Annotated in this window: 8 protein-coding genes; 2 read left to right on the top strand and 6 right to left on the bottom strand. The window is 52.5% G+C overall.

Features of this window, described 5'->3' with window-relative positions:
- Nucleotides 1–47 precede the first annotated feature (47 nt).
- From CAN90_RS00675 to CAN90_RS00650, 6 genes are all read right to left on the bottom strand, one after another.
- Nucleotides 48–1,508, bottom strand: a complete 1,461-nt coding sequence (locus CAN90_RS00675) for an exosporium glycoprotein BclB-related protein (protein WP_085831912.1) — start codon at nt 1,506–1,508, stop codon at nt 48–50.
- Nucleotides 1,509–1,830: 322 nt separating this feature from the next.
- Nucleotides 1,831–6,972 carry a beta strand repeat-containing protein gene (locus tag CAN90_RS00670; RefSeq protein WP_242953533.1) on the bottom strand — a complete coding sequence of 1,714 codons (5,142 nt, stop codon included), beginning with the start codon at nt 6,970–6,972 and terminating at the stop codon, nt 1,831–1,833.
- 100 nt (nt 6,973–7,072) lie between these two features.
- Entirely contained in the window at nt 7,073–8,197 is a 1,125-nt protein-coding gene (locus tag CAN90_RS00665) for a GerAB/ArcD/ProY family transporter (protein WP_242953532.1), read from the bottom strand.
- A 15-nt stretch (nt 8,198–8,212) separates the two neighbouring features.
- On the bottom strand, nt 8,213–8,425 hold the full coding sequence (locus CAN90_RS00660; RefSeq protein WP_085831911.1) for a hypothetical protein: 213 nt from the start codon (nt 8,423–8,425) through the stop codon (nt 8,213–8,215).
- A 12-nt stretch (nt 8,426–8,437) separates the two neighbouring features.
- A complete protein-coding gene (locus CAN90_RS00655) occupies nt 8,438–9,577 on the bottom strand; it encodes a Ger(x)C family spore germination protein (protein WP_085831910.1) in 1,140 nt (379 codons plus the stop codon).
- Entirely contained in the window at nt 9,574–11,148 is a 1,575-nt protein-coding gene (locus CAN90_RS00650; protein WP_085831909.1) for a spore germination protein, read from the bottom strand. Before CAN90_RS00650 ends, CAN90_RS00655 begins: the two co-directional genes overlap by 4 nt.
- Before the next feature lie 279 nt (nt 11,149–11,427).
- On the opposite strand from CAN90_RS00650, the gene lepA reads away from it, so the two are divergent.
- Together lepA and hemW are read left to right on the top strand one after the other, a co-directional pair.
- Nucleotides 11,428–13,236: a translation elongation factor 4 gene (gene lepA, locus CAN90_RS00645; RefSeq protein ID WP_085831908.1), complete on the top strand. Its 1,809-nt coding sequence runs from the start codon at nt 11,428–11,430 to the stop codon at nt 13,234–13,236.
- 27 nt (nt 13,237–13,263) lie between these two features.
- Entirely contained in the window at nt 13,264–14,373 is a 1,110-nt protein-coding gene (gene hemW / locus CAN90_RS00640) for a radical SAM family heme chaperone HemW (RefSeq protein WP_085831907.1), read from the top strand.
- Nucleotides 14,374–14,432: the final 59 nt, after the last annotated feature.

Here is a 14,432-nt window from a genome sequence, read left to right as displayed (position 1 = left end):
AAAAGAGGCCCGGAAAAACCGAGCCTCCCTTCCATTCATTGGGGCGCTTATTGAATTGCAAGACCGGCACTGGTAAAACCAGTAATGGTTGTAGCAATATCAATACCTGCTGTTACCGCTGCAGAGAATACCAGCATGAGGCGAGTACCAGCTGTTACCGGTATTGCAAGACCTGTTGTAATACCACTGCTGGTAGTGCCAATCGCTAAAATTCCTGTTAGAGCGGGTGCTAGGGTAACGAGTGCACCTGCTACCGGCGAGAACACGTTGCTCAGCGCGGGCGCAGAGTATAATTGTGCTGTAACTGTAACGGTAGTGCCTACTAAGGCTGCCGCTACGGAAAGGCTCAGTTCTGCTGCGATGGAGGTAATGGTACCGTCACGCGGGGCAGAGAAGGCCATGTTGGTTGTACCCGTTGTATCAATTGTACCACCTACAACGGTCAAACCTGCAACCGAGTTACCAAAACCAACGGCTGTCGTTGTTCCTGCCAACCCACCCAATACTGTAGTTAGTACGGCGGGAGCGCCGGAGGCAAATGGAACAATTGCTGCCGCACCAGTAGGACCTGTAGCTCCGGTCGGGCCAGTAGGACCTGTGGGACCTGTGGGGCCTGTTACACCTGCTACACCAGTCGGGCCGGTAGGACCTGTTGGGCCGGTTGCTCCGGTTAGACCAGCAATACCGGTTGGACCGGTGGGGCCGGTTGGGCCAGTTACACCTGCTACACCAGTGGGGCCTGTCGGGCCTGTCGGGCCGGTTAAACCAATAATGCCAGTTGGGCCTGTGGGACCCGTTGCACCGGTTAGACCAGCGATACCAGTGGGACCTGTGGGGCCTGTAGCACCGGTTACACCAACAGCACCGGTTGGTCCAGTAGGACCAGTTGGGCCTGTGGGGCCCGTAGCTCCTGTTACGCCGGTTACACCAATGGCACCAGTAGGACCAGTTGGGCCTGTGGGGCCCGTTGCGCCTGTTAAGCCGGTTACACCAATGGCACCGGTTGGACCAGTTGGGCCTGTGGGGCCCGTTGCGCCTGTTAAGCCGGTCACACCAATGGCACCGGTTGGACCAGTTGGGCCTGTAGGGCCCGTTGCTCCTGTTAACCCTACTGCGCCCGTTGCGCCGGTAGGACCAACAACACCTTGTATACCCTGCTGGCCTTGTGGGCCTTCAACACCCTGCGGTCCTTGCGGACCTACAGGCCCTTGAACACCTTGCGCACCGGCAGGGCCGGCTGCACCCGTTGCACCAGTTGGGCCTACTGAACCCGTACGGCCTGTGGGGCCTGTAGGGCCGGTTGGACCCGTTGGGCCGGGGCACGGAATGGGGCAAGGCGGGCATGTTGGGCATGTCGGGCACGTTGGGCTGGGGCATGGGCATGGACCCGGGCATGGACTTGGGGTCGGGCAAGCTGGGCAGCCGCTGTCAGAGCCGCTGCTGTAAACCTTCATATTTGGGGAAAAAGAATCCCCCCAACCATATGAGGATCTTTTGTCAAAAGACATATGCAAATCTCCTATCCTATTATAATAGGTCTCTCATGAAAGGATGGCACCCTTTAGTATAGTATGAAGCATTCTAATACTTGTTGCAAAAGGATAAGCTTAATTTCGAACCTTAATCAATCGGCGCGTTCAAAATGCCACCGTTATTTAAATCACAGCCAGTTTCCTCTTCATTTTTAAACGAAGAATTTGAAAAAAATCATCATTAACTAAGTAATAATAATTATTCTGAACAGTTCAAAGTATTACTTATAATAGGAAAAGAACAGGGCTAGCTCTTTTTCCCTGTTCTTTTCCTCTACTTTTTTCTGTTCCTTTAACCTTACTCCAAGGCGGCGAGCCATGGTGTTATTCTCAAGTTAACATCACTGGTACCCAGGCTTTGACCAACAAAAAACCCAGAAGGTATATTTTGCGTTCTAAAGTTGATGGGTGGTGCCGCTTGAACCGTGCCAAGCCCTGCTGTAAGCCCGCCAATTCGAGAAGCATTTACCTGATTGTATACGGCAAGGTAATATAAATTTCCCGGAAAAAGCTGATATGGCGCGGTAAGAGGGAGAATAAATAACCCCGGTGTGATAAAGGTGGCTCTTGTTGTAACTGCTACCACAATTGCCGTAGAGGTGGTGGTCGGCCGCAGAATCGCCATTTGAAACGTTCCGAATCCCGCTCCGGTTTGCACGATATAGGCAGCCATCTCCGTTACCGTTCGGGTTAACCCACCATCAAACACCAAGGCACCCAGCGCCTGATTATTACCCCCACCCTGATTTGGGCTTATTTCTACATTTATATTTCCGATTTGAGTCGTTACAATATCAAAATCCTGGTCACCCACCGGGCCGGTAGCACCAGTTGCTCCGGTAGGGCCGGTTATCCCCGCCGGCCCTACCGCGCCTGTGGCGCCCGTTGGACCAGCCGCACCAATAGGGCCTTGCGGTCCCTGCGGACCTTGAGGACCCTGAGGGCCTTGCGGCCCCATAGCACCCTGTAAGCCTTGCGGGCCCTGAGGGCCAGGAACTCCGGTTGCGCCTTGTGAGCCAGCAGGGCCAGTCGGCCCCTGTGCTCCAGTTGGGCCAAAGAACCCTTGCACGCCCTGTGGGCCGGTCGGCCCCGCAGGACCAACCGAACCGGTAGCGCCAACAGAGCCAGTGGGACCCGTCGCCCCGGAAGGACCAGTTGGGCCTATGGCGCCCTGTGGGCCTGCGGGACCCACGGTTCCCTGAAAGCCTTGCAACCCGACTGGTCCGGAATTTCCAGGAATACCCGCTGGGCCATTTGGCCCCGTTGCTCCCGTAGCACCGGTCGCGCCCGTTAACCCTTGAAGCCCTTGAGGACCCGTGGGGCCAGTAGGGCCGATAGAGCCGGGTAATCCTGTTGGGCCGGTTGAACCCTGAGCTCCCGTGATACCCACAGCACCGGTGGGTCCCGTTGGGCCGATAGCGCCTGCCGCACCTTGTATTCCTTGCGGTCCGGTTGCTCCGGTGGCACCCGTAGCACCTGCAACGCCTTGCGGACCCTGCGCACCCTGCGGACCAAGATTACCTTGTTGCCCCTGTGCTCCGGTTGGGCCTGCAATACCCGCCGGACCGATGGCACCTGTTGGGCCGGTTGCACCGATTAATCCCATCGCACCGGTTGCACCGGTCGCTCCTATGGGTCCTGTTGCACCAACTGTACCAGAAGCTCCCGTCGGACCGGTAGGGCCGGCAACACCCACTGCACCGGTTGCACCGGTCGCACCCGTGGGGCCAATCACACCGGCTGAGCCTGCCGCTCCCGTTGGGCCAGTGGGACCAGGAATACCTGCCGCGCCTACCGCACCCGTTGCGCCCGTTGGCCCTGTTGCTCCAATTGCACCCACTGCTCCGGTGGGGCCGGTCGGGCCTAGCGCACCGGTGGCACCCGTTGCGCCTCTGATACCCTGAGCACCCTGCGGGCCTACAAAACCCTGAGGACCTTGTGCACCTTCAATACCTTGCAAGCCTTGTGGACCTTGCGGGCCAATATTACCTTGGGGACCCTGCGCTCCGGTTGGGCCTGCGATACCTGCGGGACCAATAGCACCCGTTGAGCCGGTCGCGCCCATCAAACCCATTGCGCCGGTGGAGCCGGTGGCACCTGTGGGACCCGTTGCGCCAACGATACCAGAGGCACCCGTTGGGCCGGTGGGGCCTGCAATACCCGCTGTACCAGTGGCCCCCGTAGCACCCGTGGGGCCAATCGCACCAGTTGAGCCTGCGGCTCCAGTGGGTCCAGTCGGGCCTGCAACTCCTGCCGTACCAGTTGCTCCCGTAGCACCCGTTGCGCCGGTGGCACCAATAATACCAGCGGCTCCCGTAGCTCCGGTTGGGCCGATAACACCCGTTGGGCCAGTTTCACCTTGTATTCCTTGTGCACCCTGCGGACCTACGATTCCCTGTGGCCCCTGTGCTCCCGCAGGACCAGCTACGCCTTGTAAACCCTGCGCGCCTTGCGGGCCTATATTTCCTTGCGGCCCCTGTGCCCCAGTGGGACCAGCAATACCTGCCGGACCGACTGCACCGGTAGGGCCGGTTGCTCCAGTGAAGCCCATTGCGCCAGTAGCACCTGTCGCGCCGGTGGGGCCCGTTGCGCCTACAATACCTGCCGCTCCCGTAGGACCGGTAGGGCCTGCGGTACCTGCTGAACCAGTGGCACCCGTAGCGCCAGTGGGGCCTATGGCACCTGTTGGACCTACAGCTCCTGTGGGTCCGATAGGACCCGAAAGACCGGTAGCACCTGTCAAACCCGTTGCACCCGTAGGGCCGGTTGCACCAATGGCACCAACCGCTCCTATGGGGCCTGTGGGGCCTACGGCACCGGTCGGGCCAGTATCTCCCTGTATTCCCTGCGCGCCTTGAGGGCCAACAATACCCTGCGCCCCTTGTGGGCCAGCTACACCTTGTATTCCCTGTAACCCTTGCGGGCCTACATCGCCTCGTGGCCCCTGCTCTCCGGTTGGACCCGCTACTCCTGCTGGACCAATGGCTCCGGTTGGGCCTGTGGCGCCCATAGCACCCTCTAAACCAGTGGCACCCGTAGCTCCCGTGGGGCCAATTTCGCCTTGATTTCCCTGAGGGCCTTGTGGCCCAACAATACCCTGTATGCCTCGTGCTCCAATCCCTTGTATTCCCTGAGGACCCTGTGGACCAACAATCCCCTGTGGTCCCTGAGCGCCGGTTGGGCCAATCGCGCCAGCGGGGCCCATTGCTCCCGTAGCGCCGGTAGCGCCTATTAGCCCCGTAGCACCTGTGGCGCCGGTTGCGCCAGCAGGACCCGTTGCACCCACAATACCTGCCGCTCCAGTTGGACCAGTAGGACCAGCAATACCCGTTTCACCAGAGGCGCCGGTTGCACCAGTCGGGCCAATGGCTCCCGTTGAACCCACGGCTCCGGTGGGCCCCGTAGGGCCTGCAATACCCGCCGCGCCTGTCGAACCCGTTGCACCAGTGGGGCCAGTTGCTCCGATAATACCAGCGGCTCCCGTAGCTCCGGTTGGGCCTACTGCTCCAGTGGCTCCTGTTTCTCCTTGTATTCCTTGTGCCCCCTGCGGACCTACGATTCCCTGTGGTCCCTGTGCACCAACAGGACCCGCAACACCTTGTAAGCCTTGTGCACCTTGCGGTCCAATATTTCCCTGAGGCCCCTGTGCTCCTGTGGGGCCGACTGCACCGGTTGCACCAACGGCTCCGGCGGGACCGGTGGCTCCCGTGAAACCAATCAAACCAGTGGCACCCGTTGCGCCGGTGGGTCCGGTTGCTCCTACAACACCGGCTGCGCCCGTGGGTCCGGTAGGACCTGCGATACCTGCTGCTCCAGCGGCACCCGTTGCACCAGTCGGGCCAATAGCTCCCGTAGAACCTGCCGCTCCAGTTGGACCAGTAGCACCCGCAATACCCGTCGCACCGGTTGCACCAATGGCTCCGGTGGGACCAGTCGCACCAATGGCACCAATCGCGCCGGTAGGACCCGTGGAACCAATCCCTCCAGTGGGCCCGGTATCCCCTTGTATTCCCTGCGCACCCTGCGGGCCGGCAATGCCTTGCGGACCTCTTGCTCCTGCAATTCCCTGCAGGCCCTGTGCACCTTGTGGGCCAATATTTCCCTGAGGACCTTGCACTCCGGTTGGGCCAACCGCGCCTGCCGGTCCTGCCGCACCGGTTGGGCCAGTCGCTCCGATAAAACCCATTGCGCCCGTTGCACCGGTCGCTCCGGTGGGTCCGGTAGCTCCCACAACTCCGGATTCACCCGTGGGACCGGTGGGTCCTGCAACACCCGCTGCCCCCGTGGTACCAGTAGCGCCGGTTGGGCCAATGGCTCCCATTGCACCTGTGGCACCGGTTGGGCCAGTAGGACCAGCAATACCAATCGCTCCCGTAGCGCCAGTAGGACCCGTTGCACCCACAGCGCCCACTGCACCCGTAGGGCCGGTCGGGCCAACACTTCCTGTCGCACCAACATTTCCCTGAATTCCTTGTGCGCCCTGCGGACCTTGAGAGCCTTGCAGCCCCTGCATCCCCATGGGTCCCACCGGACCGGTAGCGCCAACCATTCCTGCCGGGCCGGTTGGCCCGGTTAAGCCCATCATACCAACAGCTCCCGTTGGACCTGTTGGGCCGGTTGCTCCGGTAATTCCTATGCTTCCGGTAGGTCCGGTTGGACCAATGGCCCCTGTAACGCCCGTAGCGCCCGTAGGCCCTGTTGCACCGGTTAAACCTACGGCTCCCGCCATGCCGGTTGCACCCGTGGGACCAGTTGCACCAATGGCACCGGTTGGGCCGGGAAAGCCTTGGCTACCCTGCTGGCCTTGCGGCCCCACCGTACCCTGAGGGCCTTGGGGACCTGCCGACCCAGGCGTACCCGGAGCACCTGCTGTTCCGGTGGGTCCTACCGGCCCAGTGGGGCCAACAGCACCGGTGGCTCCTGTAAACCCGGTAGGCCCAGTAGGCCCCGCCACTCCTTGTATTCCAGCCGCACCAGTGGGACCAATAGCACCCATAGGGCCTATTGGCCCTATGGGGCCCTGTACTCCCTGAGGCCCCTGCGGACCTATAGAGCCTTGAAGACCCTGCATTCCCGCAGGGCCTGATGTACCTGTTTCTCCAGTTGTACCCACTGGCCCAGTAGGGCCGGTGGGGCCGAGGCTCCCCGTAGGACCCGTAAGACCCGTTGCGCCCGCCGGACCGGTTGGACCAATTGCACCGGTGGCACCAGTTGGCCCCGGGAAACCGCTCCCCGTTTCACCCGTAGGGCCGGTTGGCCCAGTGGGGCCCGTCGCGCCAGTTGGGCAGGGGTATGGCGGCGGGCATGGTGTTGGGCACGGAGCAGGGCAGGGAACGGGACACGACGGACACCCCGCACCATTGTTTGTGTTATTTTCCTTGGCATAAAAGAACGGCATTTTATCCCCTCTGCCAAAAGGGTATCTACTATCAGCTGACATATGCAAATCTCCTATCTGTCACAGAGGCCTATGATCAGAGTTAATTTCTGTTAGCATATTATGGAGATTTACAGTCCTTGTTTCCGAAGAAAAATTTATTTTAAGAATTTTGTGCTGCCGTTTTGTGAAAAGACATTTTTTTCGCGCGAGATTTCCACTCAGCTGCCAACCAAATAAGAACCGGAAGACCTACTTGAAACGGAATGGAGTACAGGGGATAAATATCGAGAAAATCAAACATCTGCACTGCGTCACTGTAAGAAATCGCACAAAGCATTAACGCAAACATGCAAACCGGCATAATAATCAAATCCAGCTTATTGGGTATATTAAGCAGCTTTGCGGCACCTAACGTTCCAGAATAAATGCAAAGGGTTGCTTTGGTTACCCCCGCAACAATAAAATTGACTGAAATTGTGCCCTCAATTCGTGAAAGGAAGCTTCCAATCTCCATAATTCTTGCGCAGGAATAGGAGGGAAAATATTCTGCTTCCATTAAATACGACCCAATACATAAAATATTCCTTAAAACAATTAACAGCAAAATGACCGTAGACATTCCTAATCCTTTTAGAAAAATTTTATAAGGGTTTGCGTTTTTTACCGCTGAAATAAGCGGCAAAATCACCACACACTCCGCATATGGGAATGCAAAAACTTGCAAAGAGCTTTTTGTTATTTCCGCACGAGAGTGTTCCATAACCGGCAGCAGGTAATCTATTTGCATATGCGAAACCGTGGCAAGAAGGGTTAAAAGCACAATGCCCATGGTTACATAAATGCCTACAACCGCCCATTGCGCAATTACCTGAATTCTGCTTTTGCATAGGTATGCCATTACAAGAACCAAGGCAATCATCATTGGTATTTGGGGCGTTTCAGGCATAGCCACAATTTCCATGAACTCCGAAAAGTTACGAAGTACAATTGCGGCTAAATACAGATAATACCAAACCAGCAATGCAATTACAATTCGCCCAAGAACTTCCCCAAGCCAATTGATAATGCAGGTAAAAAAATCGTCGTCACCCATTAACTTTACAATTCTGGCATACAGCAAAAACACAGGAATACACAGAGCGGCCCCTATTAATAGGCAAATCCACGAGTCTTGCCGTGTGTCTGAGTTTACGCCCATTACCACGCTGCTTCCGAACACAAACAATACAATCATTAAAATCATTTCCCGTGAGGAAACCGGGCAATCGTGTATGGTTTTCATCATATCAATTTTCCCACCTTAAATCCCGTATATCTTTTCAACCATCCAAGTTAATAGTGTTGAAACTCTGGGAATCGGCATATTTGCCTGTTCCAGCATGAGCACTGTAAAACTAATGAAACATATTCCTACATAAAACCAGCGTATCGGCCGGGAAAGCAGCTTTCTTTTCGGCAGGTAATCGATGAGGATGACCCCCACAAACAAAGCAATTATTATAACGTATACCAAAAGAAGACCCTCCTACGACTCACGCATCATAGCGGTATTGGTGATATGCAATTTCACGGTGACCTCTACTGGTACGGTACGGTACATTTCATCCCACTGACCCGAAATCTGCCTCCATAGAGAAAGGTTTTTGCGGTAAATAAGGCTGCCTATCCCTAAAACATCCGATTGATATTGTGTTTGCAGTTTTTTAATAACGTCTTGAATCTGGTTTTGTAGCATCTTTTCTGTAGCAGCAGTAACTGGGTCAATGACTACAATATCCTCTTTGCTATTATTGTGGGGGAACTCCCCCAAATAGGCTTGTATATTTGTTTTTAGTGTCACATTAATTTTTTGATCGGTTGCTTCATAGCGCATGTCGGAATCCACGTTCTTTAATTCGAGTGTGATGTTATTTGGAGTAATTGACGGCATGTAAACCGTTACAAGTCCCCCTTTTAAAGCATTGTTAGCCATAAGCAGCACTTTGGTTTCTTCGGCAGAGAGGAACCCTGCCAGCTTGTCCTTCCGAAACACCGCACTTCCATAGGTTTCAATATGCTTTTTGCCGGTTCCCGGTTCTTCCGCAACATAAAAAGCTGGGAGAGCCACGTCTACTCCCGGTGTTTTTAACTTATTATATATTCGGTAAATTTGCGCGCTGGGAACCGAACCGGTCACGTTTAAATCTTCTCGGATGATACGTATCATGTCATAAGATACCGCTCCGGTGTCTTTCTTACTACCCATGAGCAGTTCACGCGCCGTTTCTTCGCGAGAAACAACCATCTCTGTTGTTTCTCGCATTTCAGCGTCCCGCAGAATAAAATCCAATAATGAATTAATGCCGTTCTCTTCCGCTATTTTACTGCTGATAATTATAATCTGCATGTTTCCGAAATAAAGCTTACTGGCTAATTGCCGCTTTGAATTGCGAATTGCCTCAAAAATAGACGGGCCCTTTGAAAACACAAGTTCCGAGGAAGGTCCCTCCGTTTTTGTGGATCGTTGCATATCCATCACTTCAAACGTAATTAAATACTGCCCGTCTACACTGTCTACAGCCATTCCGGCCACAATGGCCATCTCGTTTAATCCCCGGTAGTTCCAGCAGCCTGCCAAGGGGAGCATAAGGCAGATGACGAGCAGAGTGCATAATGCTTTTTTCATTCTTTTGCCTTTGGGTACGTTTTTTGGCGTACCGTATCCTGTCCTATTTTTGCGGGGCGACGAATCATCGTCCACCACGGTGCACGAATCATCTTATCCTTCACATCTTGAAACTGCAGCTTTGCGGAAGGTGTAAGTTGCGACACTCCGAAGGAGTCTAAATTCAACATGTGTATAAACAAAGCACTAAGCGTTAACACCATACCAAACAGCCCCATAACAGAAGCTCCCATTAAAATAAACATACGAACAAAAATGATGGGTGCATTCATTTTTGGTACCAGTAATGCTGTAATGCCGGTTAAACCCACAATAATGATCATTGGTGCCGCTACCAGCTTTGCTTCCACGGCGGCCTGCCCAATTACAAGGGCACCCACTATGCTAAGCGCCTGGCCAATATTAGAGGGCATTCGTACACCGGTTTCTCGTAAAATATCAAAAACGATCAGCATTATAAACGCCTCGGCGGCAGCCGGTAAGGGCACTCCTTGCCGCTCATTTGCAATATTAATAAGCAGCGGCGTTGGCAGCATCTCGTGGTGAAAAGCAACAATAGCAATATAAAAGCCTGGCACCGTAATGGTAAGAAAAAAGCCCAGTATACGCAACATGCGGGAAAATGAAGTATAAGAGAAATTGAGGTAATAGTCCTCACTGCTCTGAAAATTCTCAATAAATAAATAGGGAACGGTTAGCACTACAGGAGTTCCATCTAAAAAAATGGCAATTCTACCTTCGAGCATTTTTGCCGCAACCACATCCGGTCGTTCTGTATAACCGGTACTGCGAAACGGGGAGGTAGAGGAATCGCGAATCAGCTCAGAAATATAGTTGGTGTCTAATACTGCATCAATATCTATTTTTTTGAGCCTCTCGTTTAATAGCTTTAATATTCTTTTGTTTACCAAGCTATCTAAATAACAAATACAGCCTTTTGTTTGGGTACGGCGGCCAAATGTGTAATATTTTAGTTTCAAATCTTCAGTACGCAGCTTGCGTCGCAGTAGGGTAAGGTTAACGATAAGGCTTTCATTAAACCCCTCACGTGGGCCTGAAATTATTTTTTCAGCGTCCGGTTCCTCAACGGAACGTAATTCAAATTTTTTCGCGGGCAGAATAATTGCATGTGCGCAATTTGATACAAACATTACGGCATCCCCATATGTGATTGCATCTATAATTTCTTCCCAGCTATCGGTTATTTGCATTTCAACTGCCGTAAGAACCCGCTTTACCAGGCCTTCTATCGGGTCGTTCACCCCAACCCGCTCCGGTGACTGAATCAAAGGCCGCATCACGCTGTTTTCCAGCTTTGTGGTATCTACCATTCCCTCACTGTAATACATGCGAAACTGCAAATTCGAATGGTGTGCATTCTGCATGTCTCTTACAATAATGGTATCGTTATCTTTAAATAAATCTTCAAAGTGCTGGCAGTTGTCTTCAAGCGAAGCACTCATTTTTTCTTTCTCACTGGTTGAATCTGCTTCCTTCTGCTTTTGCTGCTTCTTAATGGCTTTATCTATCTGGTTTTGCTTTTGATTTTGATTGGGAAAAGGACTCCACAAAACCCATCATCTCCGTTTCACACTCTTTTATTTCTATACCGTTGTTTGAATGAAGATTCATACAACAACATGAATTGTTGTTTATTATAAGCAAAGCCCTAAAATCTATACCCCAGTTACCAGTTCTTTCGCCGTTTTCTTCCACCATTTTCCCGCACCGGCTCTACATTTTCCTTTTCATTCTACGGTGTTTATGGTATAATACTGTATTACATAATTACAGTATGTTCGCAGGAAAAGCACATAGAATTTGAACAGTTGGGAGAATCAGGTGACAGTATGTCGATTCCAAGAGACAGAATCAGAAATTTCAGTATTATCGCCCATATAGACCATGGTAAAAGCACATTGGCTGACCGTATTTTAGAGCAAACAAAGGCAGTTGCTCTGCGAGACATGGAAAATCAATTGTTAGACAACATGGATTTGGAGCGGGAACGCGGCATTACAATTAAAGCGCACGCGGTCACGCTGGTTTACCGAGCCAACGATGGGGAGGATTATATCTTTAATCTTATTGATACCCCTGGCCATGTTGACTTTAACTACGAGGTATCGCGCTCATTGGCAGCCTGTGAGGGTGCGATTCTCATTGTGGATGCTTCACAGGGAATTGAAGCGCAAACATTGGCAAACACTTACCTCGCGTTGGATGCTGGGCTAGAAATTGTGCCCGTAATTAACAAGATAGATTTGCCTAGTGCCGACCCTGACCGTGTAAAAAATGAGGTTGAGGATATTATTGGTCTTCCTGCGCAGGATGCACCGTGTATTTCTGCTAAGGTGGGGCTAAATATTGACCAAGTTATGGAGCGTGTGGTAAAGGATATTCCTCCGCCACAAGGCGATGAAAACGCACCGCTTCAGGCTTTGATTTTCGACTCCTATTACGATTCCTACCGCGGTGTTATTGTATATGTACGTGTAAAAGAGGGAACCGTGCACGCCGGTGACCAAATTAAGATGATGGCGTCTGGCAGTGAATTTACCGTAGTGGAAGTAGGTTACCTGCGTGCCACCGGCATGGAGCCAGCCTCTAGTCTTTGCGCTGGAGAGGTTGGGTATATTTCTGCATCCATCAAGGCGGTAAAGGATGCTCGCGTGGGTGATACCGTTACCCTAACCAGCCAACCGGCAAAAGAGCCCCTGCCCGGTTACCGTACCGCACAGCCTATGGTATTCTGCGGTGTGTACCCGGCGGATGGCGCTCACTATTCCGACCTGCGTGAGGCATTGGAGCGATTGCAGCTAAACGACGCATCACTATCTTTTGAGCCTGAAACCTCCATCGCACTCGGCTTTGGTTTCCGCTGTGGCTTTTTGGGGCTGCTGCATATGGAAATTATTCAGGAGCGCTTGGAACGCGAATACGACCTCGATATTATTACTACTGCACCAAGCGTTGTGTACCGCATTACCAAAACAGGCGGCGAAGTGGTGTATGTGGACAACCCCACAAACTACCCAGACCCCACCTTGATTATGTTGGCAGAAGAGCCCATGACGAACTCTCACATCTATTCTCCCTCGGAGTATGTGGGTAATATTATGGAGCTTTGCCAGGAGCGGCGCGGTGTTTTTCAGGATATGAAATACATTGACACCGACCGTGTAGACATTCATTACACCTTACCGCTCAATGAGATTGTGTACGACTTCTTCGACGCACTCAAGAGCCGCACCCGCGGCTACGCATCGTTTGACTACGAGCTGATTGGGTATGAAAAATCAAACCTCGTAAAGCTAGATATTCTTCTCAACGGAGAAACCGTAGACGCCTTGTCGTTTATCATTCATGCAGATAAGGCTTATGCACGCGGGCGTAAAATGGCGGAGAAGCTTGTAGAGAAAATCCCGCGCCAGCTATTTGAAATCCCCATTCAGGCTTGTATCGGCGGTCGTATTATCGCTCGCGAAACGGTGCGTGCCATGCGTAAGGATGTTCTTGCAAAATGCTACGGCGGCGATATTTCAAGAAAGAGAAAGCTGCTTGAGAAGCAAAAGGAAGGTAAGAAACGCATGCGCCAGCTCGGCTCCGTAGAAGTGCCGCAGGAGGCTTTCATGAGCGTTTTAAAGCTGGATGAATAAAAGAACCGTAGCAGAAACGGAGGGATTATGAACCGCGAACCAATTGGCCTATACCTGCATGTACCATTCTGCAAAATGAAATGCCCCTACTGCGATTTTTATTCTACACCGGGCAATGAAGAGATTAAGGACGCTTACACCGAGCAAATGAGGCGCTTACTGCAAAAAACTGCCTTGCAGCTTGGCCGCAAGGCAGATACCCTCTATTTTGGAGGCGGAACCCCTTCTATTCTAGGTGCAAACCGAATCGCTTCGCTTTTGAATGCCGCCAAAAAAAACTGGGGGCTACACAATGCCGAAATTACGGTGGAGGTAAACCCGGGTGAATACGAACCTGGTTTTTTTGAAACTTTGCGGGAAGCTGGCGCAAACCGTATTTCAATGGGGTTACAGTCTGCGAATGAAGAAGAACTCGCACTTTTAGGGCGACGCCATTCGGTGAGCCAAGTTCGGGAAGCTGTAAAAGAGGCACAGCGAGCCGGGTTTAAGAATATTTCTTTAGACCTCATGCTGGCAGTGCAACAGCAAACAGCCGAAAGCCTAAAGCACTCCATTGCCTTTTGTGCCGATTGCGGGGTACAGCATATCTCTTCCTACCTGCTCAAAATAGAGCCGGGCACACCCTACTATATGCGTAAGGACACTATGAATTTGCCGGATGAAGATGAAACTGCCGAGCTATACTTGCTGGCATGTGAAGAGCTAGGGAAAGCAGGGTACCACCAGTATGAGGTTTCGAATTTTGCGCTTCTAGGCTTTGAGAGCCGCCATAACCTAAAATACTGGAACGCAGAAGAATATTGTGGGATAGGACCATCTGCTCATTCCTTTCTTGATGGACAACGCTATTATTACCCCAGCGATTTAAGGAGCTTTTTAATAGAGCCCAGCAACAGCTGTGAGAGTGATGGCGGTACCCCAGAGGAATACGCCATGCTGCGTTTGCGCTTGTGCGAGGGGCTTCGCCAAACGGATTACCAAAAGCGTTTTGGCAAACCTCTGCCCGAAGATTATTTCCAGCGTGCAAGCCGCTATACGCAAAGTGGTTTGGTGCACTGCGATGAAGAATCCATTCGGTTTTCACCTAAGGGATTCTTGGTTTCGAATTCACTCATTGCGGATATTTTGCTAGGATAAATAGCATAAAGCAATAGAATAAGCAGGCTTCGTACGGATAACACCCTACGGAGCCTGCT

It is taken from the genome of Clostridium merdae (assembly GCF_900176635.1).
In the GTDB taxonomy this organism is placed as follows: domain Bacteria; phylum Bacillota; class Clostridia; order Oscillospirales; family Acutalibacteraceae; genus Faecalispora; species Faecalispora merdae.
This window is presented reverse-complemented; position numbering and strand designations above follow the sequence as displayed.